General features: G+C 63.0%; 20 protein-coding genes and 2 pseudogenes. 8 read left to right on the forward strand and 14 right to left on the reverse strand.

Translation table 11 applies throughout. From position 1 onward, the window contains the following. Positions 1-26: 26 nt before the first annotated feature. The 4 genes from ACXAD2_RS01840 to ACXAD2_RS01855 form a co-directional block, all read right to left on the reverse strand. Complete coding sequence (locus tag ACXAD2_RS01840; RefSeq protein ID WP_475166134.1) at positions 27-1184, reverse strand: glycosyltransferase; 1158 nt, start codon at positions 1182-1184, stop codon at positions 27-29. Positions 1185-1187: 3 nt separating this feature from the next. Beyond that, positions 1188-2162 (reverse strand): glycosyltransferase, encoded by a 975-nt coding sequence (locus tag ACXAD2_RS01845; RefSeq protein ID WP_475166138.1) that lies wholly within the window; start codon positions 2160-2162, stop codon positions 1188-1190. Beyond that, a complete protein-coding gene (locus ACXAD2_RS01850) occupies positions 2155-3090 on the reverse strand; it encodes a glycosyltransferase (protein ID WP_475166140.1) in 936 nt (311 codons plus the stop codon). Before ACXAD2_RS01850 ends, ACXAD2_RS01845 begins: the two co-directional genes overlap by 8 nt. Before the next feature lie 233 nt (positions 3091-3323). Beyond that, complete coding sequence (locus ACXAD2_RS01855) at positions 3324-5372, reverse strand: HAD-IIB family hydrolase (RefSeq protein WP_475166143.1); 2049 nt, start codon at positions 5370-5372, stop codon at positions 3324-3326. Positions 5373-5552: 180 nt separating this feature from the next. Here ACXAD2_RS01855 and ACXAD2_RS01860 point away from each other — a divergent pair, with 180 nt between their 5' ends. Further along, the gene (locus ACXAD2_RS01860) at positions 5553-6338 is read left to right on the forward strand and encodes a sulfotransferase family protein (protein WP_475166146.1); all 786 of its coding nucleotides are present in this window, start codon (positions 5553-5555) and stop codon (positions 6336-6338) included. Here the strand turns inward: ACXAD2_RS01860 and ACXAD2_RS01865 are convergent. Continuing rightward, positions 6335-7120, reverse strand: a complete 786-nt coding sequence (locus ACXAD2_RS01865; RefSeq protein WP_475166149.1) for a hypothetical protein — start codon at positions 7118-7120, stop codon at positions 6335-6337. The genes ACXAD2_RS01860 and ACXAD2_RS01865 overlap by 4 nt on opposite strands. A gap of 151 nt (positions 7121-7271) precedes the next feature. Next, entirely contained in the window at positions 7272-7427 is a 156-nt protein-coding gene (locus ACXAD2_RS01870) for an ATPase domain-containing protein (protein WP_475166472.1), read from the reverse strand. Positions 7428-7888: 461 nt separating this feature from the next. Between ACXAD2_RS01870 and ACXAD2_RS01875 the strand changes: the two genes are divergently transcribed. The 7 genes and pseudogenes from ACXAD2_RS01875 to ACXAD2_RS01905 all read left to right on the forward strand — a co-directional run bounded on the left by ACXAD2_RS01875 (position 7889) and on the right by ACXAD2_RS01905 (position 16707). Continuing rightward, positions 7889-8395: a 2Fe-2S iron-sulfur cluster-binding protein gene (locus ACXAD2_RS01875; RefSeq protein ID WP_475166153.1), complete on the forward strand. Its 507-nt coding sequence runs from the start codon at positions 7889-7891 to the stop codon at positions 8393-8395. Further along, positions 8392-9414, forward strand: a complete 1023-nt coding sequence (locus ACXAD2_RS01880) for an FAD binding domain-containing protein (protein ID WP_475166156.1) — start codon at positions 8392-8394, stop codon at positions 9412-9414. The genes ACXAD2_RS01875 and ACXAD2_RS01880 overlap by 4 nt, the downstream gene beginning before the upstream one ends. Beyond that, entirely contained in the window at positions 9411-11606 is a 2196-nt protein-coding gene (locus tag ACXAD2_RS01885) for a xanthine dehydrogenase family protein molybdopterin-binding subunit (RefSeq protein WP_475166159.1), read from the forward strand. Before ACXAD2_RS01880 ends, ACXAD2_RS01885 begins: the two co-directional genes overlap by 4 nt. 529 nt (positions 11607-12135) lie before the next feature. Continuing rightward, positions 12136-13308 (forward strand): sugar phosphate nucleotidyltransferase, encoded by a 1173-nt coding sequence (locus tag ACXAD2_RS01890; RefSeq protein ID WP_475166164.1) that lies wholly within the window; start codon positions 12136-12138, stop codon positions 13306-13308. Position 13309: 1 nt separating this feature from the next. Then, positions 13310-13471: pseudogene (locus tag ACXAD2_RS01895) on the forward strand (hypothetical protein); the annotation flags it as partial. Positions 13472-13883: 412 nt separating this feature from the next. Beyond that, positions 13884-15515 carry an FAD/NAD(P)-binding protein gene (locus tag ACXAD2_RS01900; RefSeq protein ID WP_475166167.1) on the forward strand — a complete coding sequence of 544 codons (1632 nt, stop codon included), beginning with the start codon at positions 13884-13886 and terminating at the stop codon, positions 15513-15515. A gap of 435 nt (positions 15516-15950) precedes the next feature. Next, positions 15951-16707, forward strand: a pseudogene (locus ACXAD2_RS01905) (IS5 family transposase). A gap of 37 nt (positions 16708-16744) precedes the next feature. On the opposite strand, the gene ACXAD2_RS01910 reads toward ACXAD2_RS01905, so the two are convergent. From ACXAD2_RS01910 to ACXAD2_RS01945, 8 genes are all read right to left on the reverse strand, one after another. Next, on the reverse strand, positions 16745-17695 hold the full coding sequence (locus tag ACXAD2_RS01910) for a YihY/virulence factor BrkB family protein (RefSeq protein ID WP_475166169.1): 951 nt from the start codon (positions 17693-17695) through the stop codon (positions 16745-16747). Between the two features lie 77 nt (positions 17696-17772). Next, positions 17773-18915, reverse strand: coding sequence for a DUF3618 domain-containing protein (locus ACXAD2_RS01915; RefSeq protein ID WP_475166172.1), 1143 nt, complete (start codon positions 18913-18915; stop codon positions 17773-17775). Next, on the reverse strand, positions 18908-19303 hold the full coding sequence (locus tag ACXAD2_RS01920) for a phage holin family protein (RefSeq protein ID WP_475166175.1): 396 nt from the start codon (positions 19301-19303) through the stop codon (positions 18908-18910). Before ACXAD2_RS01920 ends, ACXAD2_RS01915 begins: the two co-directional genes overlap by 8 nt. Beyond that, positions 19303-19818 carry a hypothetical protein gene (locus ACXAD2_RS01925; protein ID WP_475166176.1) on the reverse strand — a complete coding sequence of 172 codons (516 nt, stop codon included), beginning with the start codon at positions 19816-19818 and terminating at the stop codon, positions 19303-19305. The genes ACXAD2_RS01920 and ACXAD2_RS01925 overlap by 1 nt, the downstream gene beginning before the upstream one ends. Before the next feature lie 144 nt (positions 19819-19962). Continuing rightward, complete coding sequence (locus ACXAD2_RS01930; protein WP_475166181.1) at positions 19963-21003, reverse strand: glycosyltransferase family 2 protein; 1041 nt, start codon at positions 21001-21003, stop codon at positions 19963-19965. After that, the gene (locus ACXAD2_RS01935) at positions 21000-21557 is read right to left on the reverse strand and encodes a class I SAM-dependent methyltransferase (RefSeq protein WP_475166184.1); all 558 of its coding nucleotides are present in this window, start codon (positions 21555-21557) and stop codon (positions 21000-21002) included. Before ACXAD2_RS01935 ends, ACXAD2_RS01930 begins: the two co-directional genes overlap by 4 nt. Further along, on the reverse strand, positions 21554-22282 hold the full coding sequence (locus ACXAD2_RS01940) for a PIG-L deacetylase family protein (RefSeq protein ID WP_475166187.1): 729 nt from the start codon (positions 22280-22282) through the stop codon (positions 21554-21556). Before ACXAD2_RS01940 ends, ACXAD2_RS01935 begins: the two co-directional genes overlap by 4 nt. Then, positions 22269-23342 (reverse strand): acyl-CoA dehydrogenase, encoded by a 1074-nt coding sequence (locus tag ACXAD2_RS01945; protein WP_475166188.1) that lies wholly within the window; start codon positions 23340-23342, stop codon positions 22269-22271. Before ACXAD2_RS01945 ends, ACXAD2_RS01940 begins: the two co-directional genes overlap by 14 nt. Positions 23343-24303: the final 961 nt, after the last annotated feature.

Genomic DNA, 24303 nt, shown 5'->3' on the forward strand with positions numbered 1-24303 from the left:
TGGCGAGCGCGCATGCGGCGTTTCACTTATGCGTGGCTCTTTTGCGGAGCGGGTTCGGCGGCCATATCTTGCGCTCCGTTTGCCGGGGGCAGCGCATGGGGCGGAAAGTCTGGAAGCGGCAGATTGGACGGCAATCCCGCTCGGGCGAGGGAATATTGCGCCTCATACCCGTCCAGCATACGGTCGTGGGTAAAGTTGGCGGCAACGCGCGCGCGGGCACAGGTGCGGGGAATGGCGCAGGCCTCCTGGATCGCGCCGGCCAGCGCATCGGGGTCGGGCGGGGCAAAGCGACCCGCCTCGCCGATGACCTCCCGCGCCGCGCCCATGTCGGTGGCGGCCACGGGAAGCCCGCAGCTCATGGCCTCGATCGCGGCAAGGCCGAAGGGTTCATCCCACAGCGGGGTGAACACTAGCACAGACGCCTTGCCCACGGCGCGGGCCAGCGCCTTGCCCACAAGATGCCCACCGTAACGGATATCGCCTCCCAGAAGCGGACGCAGTCTGGTGTCGAAATAGCCGCGATCCTCGATCGTGCCATAAAGAGTCAGCGCGATGCCAGCCCGGCGCGCCGCCTCGACCGCAAGATGGGGACCCTTGGTCCTAGTAATGCGCCCTATCCACACTGCTTCTCCGTTGCCTTCGGGTTGAAAGGGCCAGCACATTGGGTCTATGCCGTTAGGTACGACCGATGCCGTTTCCCTCCGGCCCGTGGGCCACCACGCCGAAAGTTGCGAGCCCGAACATACGGTGAACCGCGCCCACGGCGCGCCTGAGTCGACCACCGCCCGTTGCAGCACATCAAAGGGCGGCACATGCAAGGACGTGACCATCGCCAGCCTGTCACGTCGGGCAAGGCGTGGCGGAAAGCGGTGCAGCGCGTTGTTGTGGATCACATCGAACCGGCCCTGCACAAGCTTCGGTAGGATCGCAGCAAAGCCGCCGTCCAAATGCGCGTTCAGCTTTGGCGTTCCGTTCCAGCGGTGCCAGGGAAAGCTGCGGTCGTAATGTTCGGGTAGGATCGGAACGACAGGCCCACCCCAGTCACTGTCACCGGCGGCGAACAGCGTCACATGGTGCCCGCGCGCGCGTAAGCCCCGGCACAGGTGCCAGCAGTGCGATTCCATCCCGCCCATAAACGGGCGGGCGATGGGAAACCGGACATGTCCAATGACTGCGATGCGCATTGGCTATTCCGCCGCTACGGATGTGAGTGCCGTCGCAGCGTTTGCCGCGTTCCTCCGCCGCTCCGCTTCGGTTTCCAGAGCGCGTTCCAGCTGGTCGATGACACGGCGGGTGTTGGCATAGGGCATGTCGCCAGCCTGACGGCACAGAGCGAAATCTAACTCAACGGGCGCGCGGCGGATGGTTAGCCCTTCGGGCGCGTTATCGATCAGCCCCATGAGTTGGAACCCGTGCAGCCAATGCCCCATGGTTCGGTGCCCCCAGCGCGAGGCGAAATGTTCCGCGTTGCGCACCACAGAGGCGACATGGTGGATCGGCGGCATGTAGTGGTCGTGGTACTGGTGATAGACGCGCGCTCCCTTCATCCACCAGATGGCGATGCCCTTCGAATTTAGGACGCGTCCGAAATCGGTATCTTCGCCGCCATAGCCGTAATAGCCTTCATGGAAGCCGCCCGAATGTGCCCAGTCGTCGCGGTGCATGGCAAAGTTCAGCGACCAGAAACAACGGTAATCGGTACAGGCACGAAGCCCTTCAGGCGGAGGCGCCTGCCGATCTGAATGGCGCACCCCGATCCGGTCGAACCGGTCGAAATCGAGCCCGGCGTCGGTGGCGCCTTGCGGTAGGTAGGCGACCTCGCCCATCACCAGCCCGCGCCCAGGGTCGCAGGCGGCTGCCACGTCCGCGATCAGATCGGGATGTGGGATGCAATCTACATCGACAAAGGCCAGCACTTCGCCGCGCGCGGCGTCTGCCGCGGCGTTGCGCGCGGCGGCTAACGGCAATTCGCCATCGTCGCGCTGTACTAAGATCTGATGGACGGGAAAGGGCGCTTTGGGAAGGTCCGCATAGGGTTCGGGCGCCATCACGCCTATCACCAGCTCTCTCGGGCGAACGGTTTGCATCGCAAGCCCGCGAATGACGTTTCTGAGGTGGTCGTGGCGGCCTCGGGCGATGGTCAGGGCGGAAACGTCACGCATTTGCGGGATCCTTCTGGTGGGTCGGTTCTTGGAGATCGGGGGCACTGCCCCACAGCCGCGCGGCAAGCCGTTCTAGCCACCGTGCCGCGCCATCGGCAGCTGTGTGGCTCCCGGCAAGTGTCCGCTGGCGATCCGGATCATGGCGGTCGGTTGCCTGCTGCATGGCTCGGCGCCAGCCGTGGGCCGATCCGGGTAGATGGGGAAGGTGCAGCGCAGCGCCGGCGCGGTCCAGAGCGCGCGCCTTTTCCACCTGCTCGTCGAAATAGCGCCATTCGGGCACCACGATCCAGGGCCGCGTGGCAGTCAGCACCTGCGCGCAGGTAGTATTACCGGCGGACGACACGACCACGTCGGCAGCAGCGATATGATCGGGCGCGTTGTCGACCCAGCCGCGATGTTCCAGGTTGGGCGGGGCGGTGGCGTGCCAGTCGCGCTGGACCTCGCCGATAGTGATCCAGCGCATGGCAGGAAAGCTGCGCGCGGCGACGCCAAGGGGCGCCTCGGCCAGCCCGTTCCCCCCCTGTCCGCTGACCACCAGCGCCACGGGCTGAGCGCCAAGGTTCAGCCGCGCCCGCGCCGCCGTCCTTTCGGGCATGGGCGTGCGCAACCCCAGGCCGGGGGCGTGGTACATGCGCGCATCCCATGTCTCCCAGCCCGGTTGATCCAGCGAGGCGTGGAACGGGGCCAGGAGACCGGCGGCACCATCATATGCAGCGCGATGGCCCGGGTCGCTCCGATCCCCATGTTGCAGGACTTTGACGTGGGGAACAGAACACAAACGCGCTAATTGGGCGACTTCCGCCGACACGTCGACAATCATCAGCTCTGGTGCTTCATGCATAAAAAACGCAGCCATCTGCCCCATAGCATTACCGATCGTCTTCCAACCCACCGGGGCGCAATGCACGGTTTCAGGCGTGTCCAGCAATGCCGCTCCGGGCGGTTCATCCCCAGTAGGCTCGAACAACGACGGGATTGGGGTCACGGTCACGTTAGGTCGTAGAGGCGGGAAAATGTCGTTTCGGGCGCAGAATATCCGCACTGGACGCGCCTCGGGCAGGGCGTTCACAAGTGCGGCGCATCGTTCTGCGTGGCCACGACCCTGGTGGTGTACAAAATAGCCAAAAGGGCGCGGGCCAGAGGTGGCAAAATCGCGCATACTTATTCTCCTGCCATCAATATGGGGGCGCGTTCCAGCCCGAAGTGATCGATCCCGTCCAGCACTCCCGCGGCATGGGGCAGGGGCGAACGATAGCCCGCGCGCAGCCCGTCCAGTTCGGATAAGGCATTGGCCGGCAGAATAGCCCGGTCAAAGGCGCCCAGCATGCATGCATCGTTGCCGCTATCCCCCGCGACGACCACGTTACAGAGATTTATCCCCCGCCGTCTCGCTTCGAAGCGGATCGCAGCGGCCTTCCCTGCAGCGTGCGGCAGAACATCGATAAATCGCCCGTGCGAAGGTACGACGCGCGCGCGCAGCCCTGCCCGTTCCAAGGAAACAGATATGCATTCGGCGTCTTCTTCGTTGCCTAGCAGACTGATCTTCCATCGTCGCTGGTCATGACGCGGTTGGAATGTGACGCCGATTTCAGTTAAAAGGTCGCGCAATGCTAAAGGTTCCCAGTCCCGCTTAAGCCGCGCCGCGAAATCTTCGCATAGGGCATACATCTGCCCTGAGCGCCGCCATATCTCGGTTCCAGTCGAAGAAATGATTGTATCCGGCGCGGGTATGTCCCAATCAGCCAATACACGGCGCGCCTCGACCACGGACCGACCGGTGGCGACGGCGAACCGTTGAAGATGTCCGCCTTTTGCCAGCCAGTCGCGGAAACGCGCCGCGCCGTCCGGGCACCCGGTGAGTGTGCCGTCGATATCGCAGGCTAGCAGGAAATTCTGCGCCGCAGGGCGAAGAGGGGCCGGGCGCGCCGGGCGCACTAACTTTGCCGAGATCTGGGCCACGCGTGCCGCCCACCCGTGCCAGTCAAAGTTCCTTTGCACTCTCAGAGCGGCTTGGCGCGCCGCCAGCAATCTCTTTGGGTCGTTCAGCGCGCTACGAAGCCCTTGGGCGATCGAAGTAGTGCTGGTCGGGTCGATCAGTCTCCCCGCACCTAAGGTTGCCACGATGTCGGCAGGTCCGCCATTGGCGGTTGCGACTATCGGTACGCCGGAATGGGCGGCCTCAATTAAAGTGAGGCCGAACGGTTCGTGATGGGCGGGGTTGCAGAAGACCCCTCCCTGCGCTGCCAGCGCGTAAAAATCGGCAACGTCGCGGTCGTCGTGGCGGCGGGGCAGGGCCACGCGGCCCCAAAGATCGTTACTGTCGACCGCATGGAACAGATCGCCGATGATACTGTCCTGCTCGGCCGACCCACCCCGCAAACCACTGCGTAGTCCAGCCAGGATCACAAGATTGGTGCGCTCCTGCAAGTCGGGCGATTGCGCATAGGCATCAACCAGCGCTGCAAGGTTCTTCTTAGCGATGGGGCGGGCAATGGCCAAGATCACAGGTTTGTCGGGCGCGCGCAGAAACGGCGTCAACGTCTCGCGGGCGCGGGCAGCATCGCCATCGCAGCGCAGGGTGACGCCCGGACCAACGCGATGAGTGTGCCCTTCGGCGCCAGGATAGATGCGCGGGAGCTGGCGTTCGGCTTCGTCACGGGACGAGGCGATGATGCCGTGAGCGCGACGCACGGCAATCGCTTCGCGAGCGATGCGACGCGAAATGGCGGGACCCGGGGTCTCGCCGGGCCGCAGCTTTTCATTTGCTAATGAGTGGGCGGTGTAAAGCCAGGGCAGCGAAAATTCTTGTTCGGCCGCTATCGCAAGCTCAGCGGCATCCGCGAAGTGAGCGTGCAAGACATCGGGCCGTGCCGCCCCCATGTTGCGTAGTAAGTCAATAAATGCACTGGATAGTTCGGGCAGTGCGGCTTCGAGAGCCTGTTTTTCCAAGTATGCGCGTGTGCCGGTACGGAGGCGCAAGATGCGCATCGTCGGCGCTATGCGTTCCTCAGATTGCCAGAACCTTGCCCCAAGCGCCGGATCGTCAAACGCGCGGGTCACGATTGTCACCTCAGAAACATCGGAACGCGCTGCCTGTGCGCGGGCCGCGCCAAGAACATACGCGATGTGGCCGCCGGTGTCTTCCGTGAGCCCATAAGGGATCGGCGGGGCGGCTAAACAGCCGCCCAGGGCAATATGCATGATCCGCATGAGGTCCTCGCAGTCGGGAATGAGTTACGGTGTGTAGACTGAGCTACATACCCTCCTTGAACGTCGTAAGGCGAGTATAGTTCCAGGGCATGCTCCAAATTGCGTGAATGCGTCCCGCGCGTAGAGCTTGGCGCGCGTCCGCTATGGATTAGTTTGGATGCAGATACGCACCAGGGGAACATGATGCAGAACCACAGATATGTTTTTGTCGGTGGGCTTCACCGGTCGGGAACTAGTCTTGTCGCGCGGCTAATCGCCGGCTTGCCTGGCGTGGGCGCCATCTCTGATGCGCCCGTTCCAGAAAACGAAGGCGTCTATTTGCAGGGCGCCATTCCGCATACAGCGATGCACGGAGCGCCGATGCACTTCGCCACCGATCCTGCTCAACATCACACCGAAGGAACCCGCTATGATACGCTGGAAACTCGGCTTCGAATTGAAGCAGACTGGGAGCCCCATTTTGGCCCCGGGCATTGGAGAGTAGAAAAATCGCCGGTGAACCTAACGCGTATGCGGCTATACCAACAGCTTTTCCCGCTCTCGCAATTCGTGGTGGTCATCCGCCACCCCGAAGCGGTCGCTGCGGCCACCGCCAAGTGGGTCGACCTGGTCCCAGACGAGATGCTTAATCATTGGCTGGATGCGCATGAAATCGTTGCGCGAGATCTGCGTTACCTGCATTCAGCATTGGTGTTGCGTTACGAGGACCTCGTAAGCGATCCCGTCCGTGCGGTCTCGTGCCTTGCTGCGTTTTTGCAGGTGGCGGCCATGCCCGCAGTGCCAGAGGTCTATGAGGGCAACCAGCGTTACGTGGGCCAGGCGCGCCTGAGCCGTGGCCAGACCCGGCGCGCGCACAGTTGGGGATACGGGCCGGGGATGCAGATCTACCCGACAGAACTGAAGGTGTCGCACGCGCTGCGATCGGTTCGCGAACAGGTGGGGGCCTGTTTCTCGGCGACACTTTAGCGCCCGCCGATGGAATAGGTATCAACCCAGGCGTAGAAGCGCTGCTCGAACGCCTCGGCCTCGGTGCCTTCAAGCCCTGGCAATTCGCACAGTAGCACCCTTAAGCGAGCCTGTGCGTCAGAAGTCAGCTGCGGGTGCCTGTACAACCTGGCGAGCGATGCTGGCAGGCGGCGATTATCGCGCACCGTACTGTAGTAGAGGCTGAACGGAATTGCTTTGATCTGTGCAACAAGTGTGGCGATCTGCGGGAGGAGGACGCTGTCAAACTGTTCGGTTCCTGGCCCGTGGATATCCGATAGCGCAATTACTGCGCGCCCTGTCGCGACGGCCTGCGTCGTCGAATAGACGAAGCTGACAGATAAGGTTAGAATGATCATTCCTGACACGCCCGCCAGCATCGCCGCCGCGCCCCATCCCTGGCCGCCGGGCTGGTTCAGTCCTCCGCCCAGGGTAGATAGAAGGTGCCCTGCATATGTGATGCGGCCTAGCATGCCGGCGGGTTGGTTGGTGGAAGACTGGACCACGGCCGCTTGAGTGGCGGAAAACACCAGCGTCCAGCCGAGACACATGAGCACGATCCACACTGCCCCAATTGCAGCGGTGACGATGGGTCCGCAACTACGGTGGACGGCGCCGGATTCGGGTAACTTCCGGAGTGCACCAAACATGGTCCGCGCCACGCGCGGTGCAATCGGGCCCGAGCTGCCCGTTCCCAGCGCGGACATCAAGATATCCCAGATCACTAGGCACAAAAGCAACCCACCCGAGAATGCCGCCACCATTGAACGTACCTCCGATGTTTTTTCCTCTTCGTTCAGTGCTATCTCGGACTGGAGTCTATCGCAGCGCCGAGTCCTCTCAATCGCCAGTGTGTCGGCTGTTGGGCAGCGGCCCGCGCATTCGGGCCAGGCCGACTTTCCGTTATTACATCATCTAGGACTCGGCTGCCCCGACGGTCTGGATAGTTTTGCCGGTCCCATGGGCATCCTGGATGAGCAAAACCCCGTCTTGCGGATATCCCCCATGCAGCACACGATCCAAACCAGAGATGCCCGTTGCGACTGCGTCTCCGAAAATTGCCTCTGGTATGCATTATCCCCCAATATCCACGTGCAGAAAATTTGCCTGCGGTCGTGCGCAGTTGGAATGGATGCTAGAAGAGTTCGCCTGATAGTCAAAGACATCTACCCCCTTTGGAGCGCGACCGGGCCGCTTTGGGCCAGTCGCGGAGAGGCCAGTTTCGTGCCGCGGTGCGCGGGGCAAACCAGCCCGGCGGTGTGGAGACGTTGGGCTGATCACAACGAAAACTTGATGGCGGAGCGTACCCGTAGACCGGGTCTAGCGGCGCGGACGTTGGACCTGCAAAGACTAATGCCCGCTTTTTCTTTTGGCACATTAAACGTCCGTAAAGTTTGGTCTCTCTGCCCGTGCCTAAGGCATCCACACGCTTGGGGCCGGAAGTTCCGGAACTTTACCGTGGCCCGAGTGGTTCTGGTTTCAGGGTCGCCACGTGTCACCCGAGCCAAAGCCACCTTTGAAAAGAGAGCCATATGCGCACACGATTCACAGTGAACGGTGTGCCCCGCGAGGTCGAGCACGACACGCGAGCCACCCTACTTGACACCCTGAGAGACCAGCTCGGTTTGACCGGTACGAAAAAGGGCTGCGACCACGGCCAGTGCGGCGCCTGCACGGTTCTGGTAAACGGCCAGAGGGTCAATTCCTGCCTGTGCCTCGCCGCCATGCATGAAGACGATGAGGTGACCACCATTGAAGGGCTCGGCAGCCCGGAGGCCCTGAGCGCTCTGCAAAAAGCCTTCGTGGCCAAGGACGGCTACCAGTGCGGCTTTTGCACGCCCGGCCAGATCGTTTCAGCCACCGCGATGCTCGAAGAGCTCCGAGCTGGCGACCCGTCCTACGCCTCGGCCTCGCTGGAGGGTGAGATGCCGCTCGACAACTCCGAGATTGCAGAGCGCATGAGCGGCAACCTCTGTCGCTGCTCGGCCTATCCGCTGATCCGTGAAGCCATCGCCATGGCCGCCGAGGTGAAATCATGAGGGGTTTCGATTATACTCGGGCCGAGACGCTGTCCGACGCTGCGGGCATGCTTGGAGAAGGCGCGAGCATCATCGCTGGCGGCACCAACCTACTCGACCTCATGAAAATACAGGTCATGACACCCTCGCGATTGGTGGACATCACGCGGATCGACGGCCTCAAGGACGTCTCCGAAGATGGCGACGGCTTGCGCATCGGCGCGCTAGTCACCAACTCCGAGCTAGCGGCGGACCACCGCGTCCGCAGCGGCTGGCCGCTGCTATCGCGCGCCATCCTCGCCGGGGCTTCGGCGCAGATCCGCAACAAGGCCACCACCGGCGGCAACCTTCTCCAGCGCACGCGCTGCCCATATTTCTACGACACCGCCATGCCCTGCAACAAGCGCAGTCCGGGCGAGGGCTGCGCGGCGAAAGAGGGCGTGGGACGGATGCTGGCGATCTTCGGCACCTCCGAGCATTGCCTTGCGGCGCATCCCTCGGACATGGCGGTGGCGCTGACTGCGTTGCGCGCCGAGGTCGAGATCCGCACGCCGCAGGGCGCGGCGCGCCGCATCCCAGTGAGCGAGCTTTACAACCTGCCTAGTGACCGCCCGGACCTCGAAACCGTGCTGGCGCCTGACGAGATCATCACCGCCGTCTGTCTGCCCGCGCCGATGGTCGACACACGGCAGGTCTACAAGAAGGTACGGGATCGCGCGTCCTATGCGTTCGCGCTGGTCTCTGTCGCAGCGGCCCTCGCAATGGAAGGCGACCGCATCGCTTCGGTCTCCTGCGCCTTCGGCGGCGTGGCGCCGCGGCCCTGGAGCAACTCGGAGGTCGAAGAGGCGCTTGTTGGCGTGGTCCCCTCCGATGAGGCCTTCGGACAGGCCGCGGACAGGCTGCTGCAGCAGGCGCGCTGCCATCCTGAAACCGAGTTCAAGAAGCCGCTGCTGCGGCGCACCCTGATCGCCGCGCTGCGCGAGGCCACCGGCCTTGCCGCGTCCGCGCCCGGCGTCGAGACCGCGAGGATCCCGGCATGACCAAGACATTCCGCATGGACGAGGCGCAGCCGCGCCTTTTGGACGAAACTGGGCAGGGGATCGTCGGCGCCCCGCTCGACCGGCCCGAGGGCCCCAAGAAGGTGTCGGGCCGCGCCGCCTACGCCGCTGACGGGCTGCCCCTACACGCGGCGCACGGCGTCCTGGTGCGCGCGACTATCTCGCAGGGGCGCATCACCTCGATCGACAAGTCTTCGGTGTCGGGCATGCCGGGCGTGCTTGGCGTGTTCCACGGCCCGACGATGATCCGCAATCCCGCGCAGGGCATGGCGGGGGCCGCGCCGGTGCAGCCGGACGACGAGGTGCATTATCATGGCCAGCCGATCGCGCTGGTGGTGGCCGAGAGCTTTGAGGCCGCGCGCGACGCGGCGCAGCGGCTGACGGTGAACTACGAGGCCGAGGACGGTGTGATCACCGATCCGGCCCGCAGCGAGACGCACGAGCAGGGCGACCCGGAAACGGCGGGTGATTTCGAGGCGGCCTTCGCGGCCTCCGAGGTCACGCTGGATCGCACCTATACCACCGCGCCCCACGCGGCGGCGGCGATGGAACCGCACGCGGCGGTGGCTGAATGGGACGGCGATGCGCTCACCCTCCGCGGCGCGCTGCAGATGCTGCGCTTCAACAAGCAGGAACTGGCGGACTCGCTGGGGATCGACGCCGAGCAGGTGCGCATTCTGTCGCCCTACATCGGCGGCGGCTTCGGCTCCAAGCTGGGGATTGGTCCTGAGGCGGTGGCGGCAGCCATTGCCGCGCGCGAACTGGGGCGACCGGTGCGCGTTGTGATGACCCGGCAGAACGTCTTTGACAGCGTTTTGCGTCGGACCGAAACTAGTCAGCGCTTGCGCCTCGGTGCGGACAAGGATGGACGGCTGCACGCGCTCTCGCATGACGACCGCGTCTCGAACATCCGCGACGAAGGCTTCGCCGAACCGGTTAGCCAAGCCTCGCAGTTCCTCTATGGTGCCGAAGGTATGAGCTTCACTCAGACGCTGGCCCGGATCTGCCGCACCCCGACGGGATCCGTCCGTGCGCCAGGCGAGGCGGTGGGAATGCTGGCGCTGGAACAAGCCATGGACGAACTGGCCGAAGAGCTGGGCATCTGCCCGGTGGAGCTGCGCCTGAAGAACCTGCCCGACAAGAACCCGATGACCGACCAGCCGTTTAGTGCCACGCGCCTCGCCGATTGCCTGCGCGTCGGAGCCGAGCGGTTTGGTTGGGCCGATCGCAAGCCGATGGGCGAGCGCCGAGAGGGCGATTGGTACGTCGGCATGGGCATGGCTTCGGCGGCGCGGTCGAACATGCTGATCAAATCCGCTGCGCGGGTGCGCCTGACCGGCGACGGCGCGGTGGTCGAGACCGACATGACTGACATCGGCACTGGCAGTTACGCCATCCTCGGCCAGATCACCGCAGAGATGCTCGGCCTTCCGGTCGCGCAGGTCGAGGTGCGCCTCGGCGACACCAGCTTCCCCGGCGCGTCGGGGTCTGGCGGCTCCTTCGGGGCCAACTCGGCCGGTTCGGCGACCTTCCTCGCGGCGAAAGCGATCCGGCAGACCCTCGCCGATCGCATGGGATGCAGCCTGTCCGAGCTCACCCTGCAAGACGGCATCGCCCGCGGCGGCAACCGCGAAGTGCCGCTTTCCGAACTGGTTGACGCAGAGCTTGTAGAGGAAGCCAGCGTCGAGGCTGGGGGCACCTCCGAGAGCCACTTCTCCTCGGGGTTCGGGGCGCATTTCGCAGAGGTGGCGGTGCATGCCTACACCGGCGAGGTGCGCGTGCAGCGCATGCTGGGCGTAATGGCGATGGGCCGCATCCTTAACGAGAAAACCGCGCGCTCGCAGGCCATAGGCGGGATGATCTGGGGCCTCGGCTCGGCGCTGACCGAAGAGCTGTCGCACGATCCGCGCACCGGCCATCTAGCGACGCGCGACCTTGCGAACTACCACGTACCTGCGCATGCGGACGTGCCCGGAGAGCTAAAGGTGGTGTTCCTCGAAGAGCGGGACGACATGGCGAATCCGATCCAGACAAAGGGCATCGGCGAACTGGGCATCTCGGGCGCGGGGGCGGCGATACTGAACGCGGTGCGAAATGCCTGCGGCGCGCGTGTCTACGACATGCCTGCCACCCCTGACCGGGTGGTCGCGGCGATGGACGCCGCGGATTTCTGATGCACAGTCCCCTGCCGCTTGTGCGGCGGGGGACACGTGGGTCGACCCAGCGATGGCCAAGCAAACGGGTGCGCCGCAAGACCGCAAATAGCATTGTTGCCAGGGCAAAAGTACGCTTGACCGTGGCGCCGTTGGGCCGTGGGGGTTCTATCGCGCGCATTCTGAGTTCGAAATCAGCTCGGTCTCGCGCGGTAGGTGGTTCTGCCTATTGGCGCGAGTGGTTTGGCCTGCATTACCCTATTGATGCAGCCGCGCCGCCCTAAAATGGAGTCGCAGACAGACGGCTCGGAAAACTAATGTACCGGCGTTGAGTTTCCGGGAGGCCGTCGCGATTTATGGGTGATTTCGCGCCGGATATATCCGGCCTTCGGAATTCGACAAAACGTCCCGTATTTTCAGGAACCAAAGCCGGGCCGGGGGGTTGCTTCTGAGGATCATCCGGCCGGCCTGATCATTTCGACCACCCCTACTGAAGGTGCGGATTGCGTCTTCAGTAGTGCACTTCAACATCCTGACAGGGCCATGATTCATGCGGATTTCCAAAAGCTTGCCAAGCACCTCCCGGTGCCTTCCCTTTCTGCTAGCGGGCGGCCGCGGCGCACGCCTCTTTGAGCTCACCAGCGCGCAGTGCAAACCTGCCCTCAGCTTTGGATCCGGCGAGGGGCGGATCGTCGATTTCATTCTGGCGGCAGCCGAGCGGGCGCAATTCGAAAGCCTCTTCGTCGCCACGCAATATCGCCCCAATGACCTGTGCCAGCACCTCAATCGGCATTGGGCGCATGGCTTTGCCAAAGGGATTTCGGTGCGCGACGGCGAATTTCTGAGCCCCTATGGCTATCGCGGCACCGCCGACGCGCTGCGCTGCAATATCACCGCGCTCGACGCCTATGCGCCGCGCGACGTCATGGTGCTTTCGGGCGATCATGTGCTCGACATCGACCTTGAGCAGCTGCTCGCCCATCACCGTGGGCACGCCCTGCCGGTCACCGTCGCGGCGACGCCGGTGCCGCTGTCGCAGGCGCGCGGCTTTGGCATCTTCGATCTCGATGCGGATGGCGAGGTCTTTGGCTTTGCCGAAAAGCCCGCCGAGCCGCAGCCGATGCAGGACGACCCCGAGCGTGCGCTGGCCTCGACCGGCATCTATGTGTTCGACTGGATCTGGCTCAAGCAGGTGCTGCGCGAAGCGCCCGGTCGCCCGGCCACGCGGCATGACTTCGGGCAGGACATCCTGCCGCTGGCGCTGCGCGAGGCGGCGCTGTCGGTCTACCGGCTGCCCGACAGCAGCGACGGCCAAAGCGCCTATTGGCGCGACGTGGGCTCGCTCGACGCCTATCGGCGCGCGCAGCTTGATTTCGCCGCCGAGGTGCCGCCGGTGGCGCTGCCCAAGACCATGCAGCGGGTGCAGATCGAATGTATCGACAGCATCGCCGAGGGCACGGTGTTCCTGCCCGGCAGTAAGATCGGCAGGCGCTGCCGGATCCGCAACGCCATCGTCGGCTCTCGCGTGCGGCTGCCGGATGGGTTCCGCGCGGGCTATGACGCCGAAGAGGATGCTCGTTTCTTCCGCAGAACCCCCGAAGGCACGCTGCTGATCACCGCCGAGATGATGGACCGGCGCAACGCCGCCCTGCGCAAGACCACAGCAAGGGCCCCCATCCACCGGGTGCCCCGGATGACCGCTCTCACCAGCTTGGAAGGCTGACATGATCGATCCGCGTGACGTCTCTATCGACCCAGCCCGGTCCCGACCGGACCAGCTTGGGGCCCGCTTCGACGGGGAGGGCACCAACTTCGCGCTCTTCTCCGACCATGCGGAAAACGTCGAGCTGTGCCTGTTCGACGAGGCAGGCGCGCAGGAGCAGACTCAGCTGTTTTGACCCCGACGAGGACGCCGAGGCGCAGGCGGCAGACTTCGGGCGGGCGCTTCTGGCGCAGTGGCGGGCGGAGCCGCCCGAAACGCCGCGCAAGCGCGTAGCGATGGGAGAGGGGCTGTCGCTAGCTCAGCTTGCCTTGCGCTTCTTTATGCAGAGCGTGCCGAACATCTAATTGGGCAGCGAAAAAGACCGTTTCGACTTGACCGCCTCGGACAACCGCACGCCGCTTGGTCCCGCCGCGCCTGCTTTGCATAGTCCAGTGCCGCGCAATAGGCGGCGCGTGTCCCCACCGGCGGGTCTGTTCCGAGTTGCCTTTGGTGTCCCCCATCCACCCTCCATTCGGCGGAGATCGCGCATGGCCTATGAGAAACCCATCCCCCTGAGATCGCGTGGCAATCGTCCCGTGAGGCCGCCGCGCCCCCGCCCGCCTGCGGCCCATCGCGTCGCGATCGTCGGTGCTGGCCCGACCGGGGTCTACACGCTGGCCGCTTTGCTGCGGCAGGCACCGTCGCGGCTGCATGTGGACATCTTTGAAAAGGGCAGCGCCGCCGGTCCGGGGATGCCCTATAGCGCCGATATGAACGCCCCGGTCATGCTGTCGAACATCGCCAGTCGCGAGTTGCCGCCGGTTCTGACCTCGCTCAACGACTGGCTGCGCGGGCTCGACACCTCGGATCTGGCGCGCTTGGGGCTGCGCGCGGCCGAGATCAGCGACGAGGCGTTTTATCCCCGCCTTGCGCTTGGGGCCTATTTCACCGCGCAGATGTCGGATGTGATCGCGCTTGGGCGGCGGCAGGGGCACCGGATCGAGCTTCACCTGCACCACACGGTCACCGACATCGCGCCGCGCGCCGCGGGCATCGAGCTGGCGTGGCGCAGTCCGGGCAGCGCGTCGAAGGCGGTTTATGCGGATGCGGTGCTGGCCACCGGGCACCGCTGGCCGGACCGGACGTGCGCGGGCGGGGCGGTGCTGCATTCGCCTTGGCCCGCCGAGAAACTGACCCGGCTGCCGCAGCAGCGGATCGGCGTGCTGGGCACCTCGCTGTCGGCCATTGATGTGGCGGTGACCATCGCCTCGGCGCGCGGGCGCTTTTGCGAGGAGGGCGGGCGGATGCGCTATGTCGCGCAGGAGGGGCGGGAGCCGTTCCTGCTCAGCCTCATGTCCCGCAAGGGGCTGCTGCCCGAGGCGGATTACTGGTACGACCTGCCGCTGCCCGAGCTGCCCCGTTTGGCGGATATCTGCGCGGAGGTCTCTGGCGTCGAGGAGAGCGCTCTGCTCGACCGCGCCTATCGCGCCTTCATTGCGGACCTGCAGGAGGCGGATCCGGCGTGGCTGGCGGGCCTCGGCGGGCCTGACGTGCCCTGCGACGCGTTTTGCCACGCATATTTCGCCAAGCGCCTCGCGGCGGATCCCTTCGATTGGGCCCGCGCCAATCTTGTAGAGGCCGAAGAGACCGTCGCCAGCAAGACCCCGACGCCGTGGCGCAGCGCGCTGCTGCGGGCGCATGAGCTGTTCGAAGAGCTCATCCCAAGGTTCAGCGATGCCGAGGTCGCGGCGTTTCACGCCACGCTGAAGCCGCTGTTCACCGATTGCTATGCCTGCGTGCCGCACCCGTCGATCAAGCGCCTGCTGGCGCTGCGCGAGGCGGGGGTGCTCGAGGTGCTGCGGCTTGGCAAAACCACCGGCGATGACAGCCAGATCACCGCCTGCGCACAAGGTGTTTCGGTGCTCCACGGCGGGCAGCAGAGCGTGTTCGAGATGCTCATCGACGCGCGCGGCCAGCGGGCCATGACGTTGGCGGACCTCGGGTTTCCGTCGCTGGCACGCGCGGGTCTTCTGTCCGAGCCGCTGCGCTTTGACGCGTTCGTGCTGCCCCTCGCCGCGCCCTGCGCGGGGCGCATCCATTGCGTCGCCCTGCCGGCGCTCTTGCGGCGTCATCCCTTCGTGCAGGGGCTGGTGAACGCCAGCGAAATGGGCGGCGAGACGGCGGAGCTGATCGCCAAAGCAATGCGCAAAACAAGCGCGCGGTCTTGAAGGTCGTGCATTTACAAGAACTCTCCCTAGGACGAGCCGTTTGCGTTGTGCCCTGGGAAGGTAAACGGCCGATATCGGTATTTTTCGTAAATTGATCTAAGGATACCGCGTGGCTGGCCCACCGCTCGCACTGCCATGTGCACTTCACTCCTGCACCGGCCAGTTGGAACTACCAGGTCGAGGACTGCTTCAAGGAACTGACCCGCAAGCTGATGAAACGTGGCGTACACCTCTTGAGTGCCGATCTCGTGGCCGACGTAAATACCTTCATTGCGGCCTATAACGTGAATCCGAAACCATGCTGATGGGTCAGATCCGCCGACGAAATCCTTGCATCGGTCAAGAGGTTCGGCCAGCGCACCCAAACCCTAGGGTCAGGATGCATTGATTTCGCGGGAACAGCATGATTCACGGCTTTGAAAACGGAGCGGTGACATGAGCGATCTCTTCTGGCTGACCGACGAGCAGATTGCACGCCTGGCCCCTTTTTTCCCCAAGCCTCATGGTAAGCCTCGGGTCGATGACAAGCGGGTTTTGAGCGGGATTATCTTCATCAATCGCAATGGCTTGCGGTGACGAGATGCGCCGAAGGAGTATGGTCCGCATAAGACGCTTTACAGCCGGTGGAAGAGGTGGAGCGAGAAAGGCATCTTCGCGCGGATGATGGCAGGTCTGGCCGCTGAGCACGGCGAAGAGAAGACCGTGATATCGACGCGACATATCTCAAGGCCCATCGAACGGCGACCAGCATGGTCGCCAAAAAGGGGGGCGCGGTCGTCTGATCGGTCGAACCAAAGGCGGCATGAACACCAAGCTGCACGCCATCTGCGACAGTCAGGGACGACCGATCGACCTGCTCGTCACCGCCGGACAGGTCAGCGATTACATCGGCGCACGCGCATTGCTCAGCGGCCTACCAAACGTCAAATGGCTGCTCGGGGATCGTGGCTATGACGCAGATTGGTTCAGAGAAGCGTTTCAGGACAAGGGGATACGCGCCTGCATCCCGGGTCGAAAGAAACGCAAGGAGCCGGTCAAATACGACAAACGCCGATACAAGCGGCGCAATCGCATCGAGATCATGTTCGGAAGGCTCAAGGACTGGAGGCGTGTGGCCACCCGATATGACCGGTGCCCGAAGGTCTTCCTTTCGGCCGTCGCCCTAGCCGCCCTCGTCATCTATTGGTTATAAATCCTGACCCTAAGCGATGAACTTTAGATACAGGCGACTAGCGTTCACCGCGCCCCTTGAATTCGTTGGCCTTCACTGCCCCGCGCTTACCGCGCGGGAGGTCCTTGCCGGTGGTCGTGTCGTGCCAGGTCTGCGCCTCCATCTCGGCATTGATCTCGGCCCCTAGCAGGATCACGTAGGCTGAAATCCACAACCAGAACAACAAAATCACAACGCCAGCCAGGGATCCGAAAGTTTCTTGGTAGGACTCGAAATGCTCGGTGTAGAGAGAGAAGGCGAGTGAACCGGCGAGCCAGAGCACGCAGGCGACCAGGGCGCCGGGGGTGATCCATACCCACTCCGCCGCCTTTCGGGAGGGGCCGAACCGGTAGATCAGCCCAATGCCGGCGACGACCAGCAAGAGCAGTACACCCCAACGCGCCCACGACGCAAAGGCTTCGAGCGCTGGACCAAGCTGGAAGATCGCGAGCATGCCGGGCAGAACGAGAAGCGCCCCGATGGCTAAGAGTAGTCCGGCAATCAGCAGCAGCGTGAGCGACAGCGTGGTCAGCTTGAGGTGGATGAAGCTGCGCTCTTCCGTTTCGTCATAAGCAACGTTCAGCCCTTCGATCAGATGGGCAACGCCTTGCGAAGCGGAATAGAGCGCAAGTAGCACACCCAGAGCGGCCGCAAGCCCAAGGCCGCCACTCTGCGACCCCGCTACAGATTTTGCCTGCTCTATCAGGATCTCGGCGGCGCGCGGCGGCAACGCCTCGGTGATTTGCTGGATTTGCGCTGTGACATCGGCGGGGGTGATGAAAAGTCCGGCGATCGCCATGAGGGCAGTTATCGCGGGAAAAATTGCCAGCAACGCATAGAATGCGACACCTGCGGAAACCAGGCTGATCCGGTCTGCGGCCAATTCGGATTTCACGCGCATCGCGATGGCTTTCCAGCCGGTCAAGCCGATCTGGCGTGGCCGTGTGGCGAAGGAACCGTCGTTTGGCATGACAGCAATCATCCTTGATCATATCAAATTTGCGCCGGTGCCACTCGGCACCGGCGCGAAGTCTCGGTCAGCTGATGTCAGCCCTGCTTCGGCGTGTCCGAGGTCACGTCCGGACGGCCCAGGTTCTGCGCCTCCGCTTCATCCCGTACCCGATCCTCTAGACGCTTTCCGGCAGACTTGGCGGCATCGGCAAGCGCATGCTCGGCGGGCTTGTCGCCGGGGGTGCGCTCGTCAGCCTCTGCGCGCGCGTCGCGGGCAATGCTGTGACCCTCGTCCATGGCGGCATCGGCGACCGCTGCAAGCTTGTCCCGCTCCTCGCGGAAGATCGCGTCGGCCTCGGCGAACAACGCGTCACTGTATTCGCCCATGAGGTCGTCCTCAGCCTTGGTACGCGGTGCCGCTCCGCCGAGGGCGGCACCGGCCGCGATGGCAAGGGCGCCTGCCACGAGGGGATGCTCGCCGAAGAAATCGGCGGCGCTTGCACCGGCTCGTTGCACGCCCTTACCTGCACGCTCGCGGGCGATCAGCGCGCGTTCGCGGGCTTCGATGACACGGCGCCTCGCGCTTTCCGACATGCGCTCGGTCCCCGCGGTGATGCGACTGTAGCCGTCTTCGAGCACCGATTGCGCCTGAGCCGACTTTGCCGCGATGGAGCCGCGTGCAGCGCTTCCGGCCTCTCCGACCTTGGCGCGTGCTTCGCCTGCGGTGGCGGCCGCGTTGTGGCGACCCGCCTCGAAACCCGCCTTCAGCCGAGCTTGCGTCCGATCGACGCGGTCACCGAAGGTCTCGCTCTCCTCGCCGTCATCAAGGTGTAGATCATCGTAATAGCTTGGACGGTAGCTGGTGCCGTAGCCCGGCTTACGGGTGGCCCAGTCCGGTCCGGCCGACGCGCTTTTGGCGGGTGCCGCCCCGCGGCTCTTGCGGATTTGGCGGCTCAGAGGGTCCCCCGCTAGCCGCTTATCCTCGTCATCATAGGAGCGACCGAAGACCATCCATGCGAGCCCGGCGGCGGTTAGCGTGAGCCCGATGGGGTTTTGCTTGGCCGACTTCGAGAACGCCTGTCCAATCTCGCTGCCATGGGTCTGCAGGTGGCGGCCCACCTGTGCCACGATCTCGTCTGCCGAAAAACGGCTCTGGAGTTCCGAGACGGAAGCGGTCAAGCCCTCGCGCTCACGTTCAATTTCGCGCTCGATTTCTGCCGCCGTTTTGCGATTAGCCATTGGTCGTCTCCCTGATTGCGGACACGTCGCGACGGACGTTCTCGGTGGTACGGGTCGGCGCAAGGCTGCTTGCCTTGAGCTTGCTCATCCCGCCCTTGATCATGATCAGCGCTGCAACGAGGGCGACGCCGCCGACGATCAAGGCAGACCAGAAAGGATGAATGCCCGCTGCGGTCAGAGCGGCCACCAGCGCGGCGGCAATGACGTTGAGGCCAACAAGTGTGAAGACCACACCGGCGACAATCACACCCACCGCCGTCGCGGCACCGTTGAGGTTCTCGCCCAGCTCGGCGCGCGCCAGTTCCATTTCCTTACGCACCAGCGTGGTGACATGTGCGATAATGTTGCTCACCAGATTGGTGGTTCCGGTTGTCTGTTCGGTCGGCATCAGATGTCCTCCGGTTCCGGGCGGTGATACGCTGGGGTGGCAGGGCTCGCCGCGGTCGGTGTTGGTGTAGGTGGCGCCGGAAGATCGCGGGCACGGGCCGCATCCACGGGGCTGGTCGGTGGCACAGGGCGCGGCGCGGGCTCCGGTGCCGGGCCCGAACGGCCTCCGCCCTTACCGGCCTTGGCGAAACGCGCGGCGGCGAGACCGAGAACTGCGGCGCCGCCGAGATAAGCGATTGGGTTGCGACGCGCGAAGTCCGAAAGGCCGCTTGCCATTTCGCCTAGGTCTCTGTCTCGAATTGACTCCGATGCATCCGCCAGCGTCGAGGCGATCTGCGACATGGTCCGCTCCTGCGGAGAGCCGCTGCGCATTTCCTCGGCGGCTTTGCGAAGCGCGTTCGAGACGTCCGAGACCTCGTCTGCCATATGGCCGCGCTGGTCTTCCTCGAATCCGCTGGCGCGCTCTTTCACTTCCTCTGCCGTATCACGGGCTTTGGTCCGGAGATCGTCGCGCATTTCGCGCGCAGCGCTTTCTGCGGCAGGTGTCGTCGGAGTGTCTTGGGAAGGAATGGTCATCCTTGCCTCCTTCGGTTTGCATGGACCGGCGGTACGCGCCGTCATTGCCTTGACAACCCGCGACAGTTTGCCGCAGTTCCATCCTTACCGATTATCTTTGCGAGAGGCGCCACGCGTGGCCAAGGGCGCGCCCAGTACGGGGCTCAATCCCGTTAGGCCGGCTAGGTAGCGCCGACGGCTTTCTACACATGCGAGCAACCGCAAGGCCTCTACGCAGCTTTGAAGAGCCTGAAGATCACCGCGCGCACCTGCCAGGGTGAGACGGGGGGCGGCGGCATTGTGCCCGAGGTGACGTGCCACCATCACCTCAAATGGGGCAAGCGCGCTGTCGACGCTGCAATCTTCGCGCTGGAAGCGAGCGGTGATCTCATCGGCCATGCCTCCGGGAGCACGCCCATCGCGGCGCATGGAGGCCAGCACCACCGCGTTTTCGGCGCGCAGAGGGCGGAATCCGGCTGCGCGCACCCGGTTGACGATGTCGCGGTCTTCGCCGGTTTCAAGAGGGCGGTAGCCGCCTACGCTGCGGTAGGCCGCGCGGCGGAACCCGAGGTTGGCGCCGCCGGCGGTGTTGAGGCCGATACCGTCGGGCCCAGCCGGGTCCATGAGCCGCTCGAACTCCATGGCCAGCGCGGCGAAGGCGTTTTCCTGACGCTGGCGCAGCAGAACGCTCGCGGGAAAGGAGGCAAGCTCCCGCCCGCAGACGTCGATCCGACCCAGTACGGCGGGCGCGCGTGCCAGTACAGCTTCCATTTCGCGCTGCCAGCAGGGGGCGGGCAGGCAATCTGCGTCGGTCGACAGGAAGACGGTGGCCTGCGGCGCTGCGCGCATGGCGATCCGGTGGCCAAGCCGCCGGGCTCGTCCGACTCCACCACTGGCAAAGGTCGCCTCGACAAGGATAAGCGGATGGCAGCGGCTGCGTGCCTGCGCAAGGGCGCGAGCAGCGGTCTCATCGGTGCTGTTGTTCACGCAAAGGACGATCCCTGCAGGAATGGGAGCATCCTGCGCGAAGAGGTGGGACAGGCAGGCGTCGATGCGATCTTCCTCGTCTCGCGCCGGCACTACTACGACCGTGTTGGCGTTGGCGAAAGCGTGTCGCTCGACAGTTGACACGTGCAAGCGCATCATGCTGGGCCCGCTGCGAGATCGATGCGGTACTCCGGCGTTGCGCGCTTGCAAACGAAGCGGCGTTCGCTGGCGCAAGCGAATAGGGAGAACGCCTCCTCGCCTTGAAGAGCGTTTCCACTCGGTCCGAGCCAAGTCACACAGATGATATCAGCCGCGGTCCAGCGCCTGTCGATTTGACGCGCTAGAGTGCTCAGGCCCGGCCGGTCGAGGAAATAGAGGATCTCTGACAGCACGATGAGGTCATAGTCACCATTCGGCAAACTTGCAGGCAGGAAGCTCTTTAAAAAGTAACCCTTCGGCACTGCCCGGCGCGCCGCCTGCAATGCAGTCTCGACAGCGTCGACACCTGTGTATTGAGCGCACCGCGGGGCGAGATGAGATGCCAGTTCGCCATTCCCGCATCCAAGTTCGAGGGCGGAGCAGTATTGTTTCCGGGGCAGGGCCTCGCACGTCGCAAGAAATTTTTTGCGCTCATATGAGCTGGTACGGAAGTTCCAGGGATCGTCTCCCGTGGCGTAAAGGGCGGTAAGATGGTTGAGACTTATGGCGGTCATGGCGCGAGCTCTTCGAAGAAGATTTCGTCACTCTCGACGAACATTTGCACGAATTCTGGATCCAACTTGAACCCCTGTGGGTCGTCCAAAATAATTTTGCCATGTTGGCTCTGATGAGACGCAATAGCACGGGCTTTGCGGCGACGGACGGAGGAGGTGTCGAACAGATACTCTTGCCTCGGCGCCATACGTGCGCGAAAGTCGGGTACCTTCCAACGCGACCAGACCGGGTAATAGAATAAACGTGCTCCTGAGAGCCGAGCGGTAAGGCTCGCGATGGCTGCGGTGGCCTGATGGTCGCAATGAGGATCAGTTGGGGCGGTGGCTAGCAAAGTGCGAGCCCCAAGGCGGGACATCAGACAAGCAATGTCTTGGGCCAGCGAAAGAATGGGTAGACCTTGCGAGTCCATTCCCGCATCGGGGAGACCAAGGCTGGTAATATCCTTCGCGGTACCCCCAAGCTGGCGCACTGAAGCCAGAAGTTCACGCAAGCGCAGCCCGGCGCGCCGCTCTGCGGTCCATTGGTTTGAACGGGGGTGGGAAGCCGCGCCATCGGTCATGAGAACTACATGCGCGCCTGTAGTGCCAAACGTATGGGCAAGAAGGCCGCCGCAGCCGAGCGCTTCGTCGTCAGGGTGCGGTGCCAGAACGACAATCGGACGTTTTCCGGAAAGCTGCGCTGCGGTGATCCGGCGGCATTTTGGGCGAGGTTCAGCAAGGATCATCGATCCACCCCGCAAGCCCCGCCGGTTGCCCGAGCATGGCCTTTCCGGCGCCAAGCATAAATTCGTCTCGCGCCGCTTGCCGCAGGTAGCAGGCGAGGTCACGAGCGTGGCATCCAGCGATATTGTCGTCGGCAAACATCGCAAGTCCTACGGATTGCTCGGCAGCGACGATGGTATCCTGACCCAACTCCTCGGTGAGCAACCGCGCACCAATGGAGATTTTCGCTGCCCGGTTGGGCGACCTGACTCCTAAGGGCCCTTCGGCGATGCGTGCCGCTCGTAGCACAGCAGGCCACGCCGCTACCGCTCTGAGTGTCACCGGGGTAAGCCGGAAAAGATGCCCCTCAGCATCAATTTGACCCCGCTCTCGCAAGACTGCACTGCAGCGGTCTAGCAGCCCTACGATCCCACCCATGCAGACAGCTGCAATGCGCCAAGTCCCACCTACGAAGTGCGGTTCCTTGCCGTAGTCACCGATATCGCCGATTGGCGCGCCAGGCAGGCCGGTGCAGACAAAGTTTCCGGATCGCGATGCCTGCATACCGACCATATGCCAGGAATGTTGGTTTTGTCGCTCTCCATGCGATGTTTCTACGAGGTAGAGTTGCTGTCCACCATTCGCCGCCACGGTCACAAGCGCTTTGTCCACAATTCCGAGGCCCGAAGCAAAGCGCTTGGTGCCGGAAAGTATGCCATCGGCTGTCGCAGACACAGCATCCGTTGGAACATCCGCGCCCCATACCCCAAAAACTGAACCGTTCGCAGCTTCCGCCTCGATCTGGAACCTAAGCTTACGGTCGGCATAGAGTCTAACTAATTTTAATGCATTGATATGCCCCTCAAGAAGACGGGCTATTGACAGATCCTCGCTTGCAGTATCACGAAGAACCTGCGCCAAAGTGATTAGGGGAACGTTGTCGCTCGACACTGCTGCGGTAAGTTGCCTCAGCACATCCTCTTTAGGTGCTCCCGCCCGCAACGCGCGCATTCCGATAACTGTGGCACTCCCAGCCCCGATGGGTGAACCCCGTGACACAGTATGCGGCGCTGCACGTTTCATTGATCCGGTCCTCCACCTCAGCTCTCATAGCGGAACGCCGATTAGCAACTGCGGTTCCCACCAGAAATACGCTTCCGCGATTACGCATTTTGAATGTCGTGGAACATTGACAACCAGTTTCATAGTTGCTCAGCCCCGCCATGATAAATATCAGGTTATTGGAATGTTTTCTCGGGAATGTTGTGTTGATACAGAATTTCAGGGAACCTTAAAGTCGGCCCTGCGTTTCAGGGTCGACGGTACAATAACATCTTCGCCACCTTTGGAGGCATCACCCCAGTCACAGGAGGTTTCGTTTGCCGGGTGTCAAAACGTCCAGCCAACTGGCTCTTCTACGTGAGAATAGTCATGTTCGATATCAGCCTCATGGAATGTGTAAGTGGCAACAAGTGTGAATAGGTGATTCCAAGCTCCCAATAGTGAAAAGCGCACCAAATTTTGATGCGTAGGACTCCCTAGTGAGTGTGAAAAGCCAATTCGGAATAACGGTCAGGTGCTTATATTTTAGATCGGATGTTCATACTTACTTAGAAATCGAACTGTATTCGAGTTTCAATTCGCGTGGATATGGAGTGTGTAGATGCGTTCTGTGCGAAAAATTCAATACCTGGTCAAAAATGCGAGCTAATGCTTAGAAAGTACATGGTAATAAGTTGTATTCCGCATATTTCCGCAAGAAAAACGTATCGTTGGGAAGTGTATTGCGTGAGACGGCCGCAGAAAAGATTGGGGAAAGGTGGAGAATAGGGCTACTGATGTAAGATTAAAAAGTTCGGTTTTATATACAGCGAGGTCGATAAGACAGTGGTAGACATGTAAGCTAGCGCGTGGCGGGGGTATCGTAAAATTGCCTGCCAGTGCGAGAATAGAAAGAGCAGTGGAACTGTAAGGTAGGACTTACGTCTAGAGCTGGTGCTTGAGTGCAATGTTGACAAAATAAAACTAGGAACCTCACAATTCG

The sequence above is a fragment of the Salipiger sp. ABN3_019 genome, assembly GCF_056158605.1.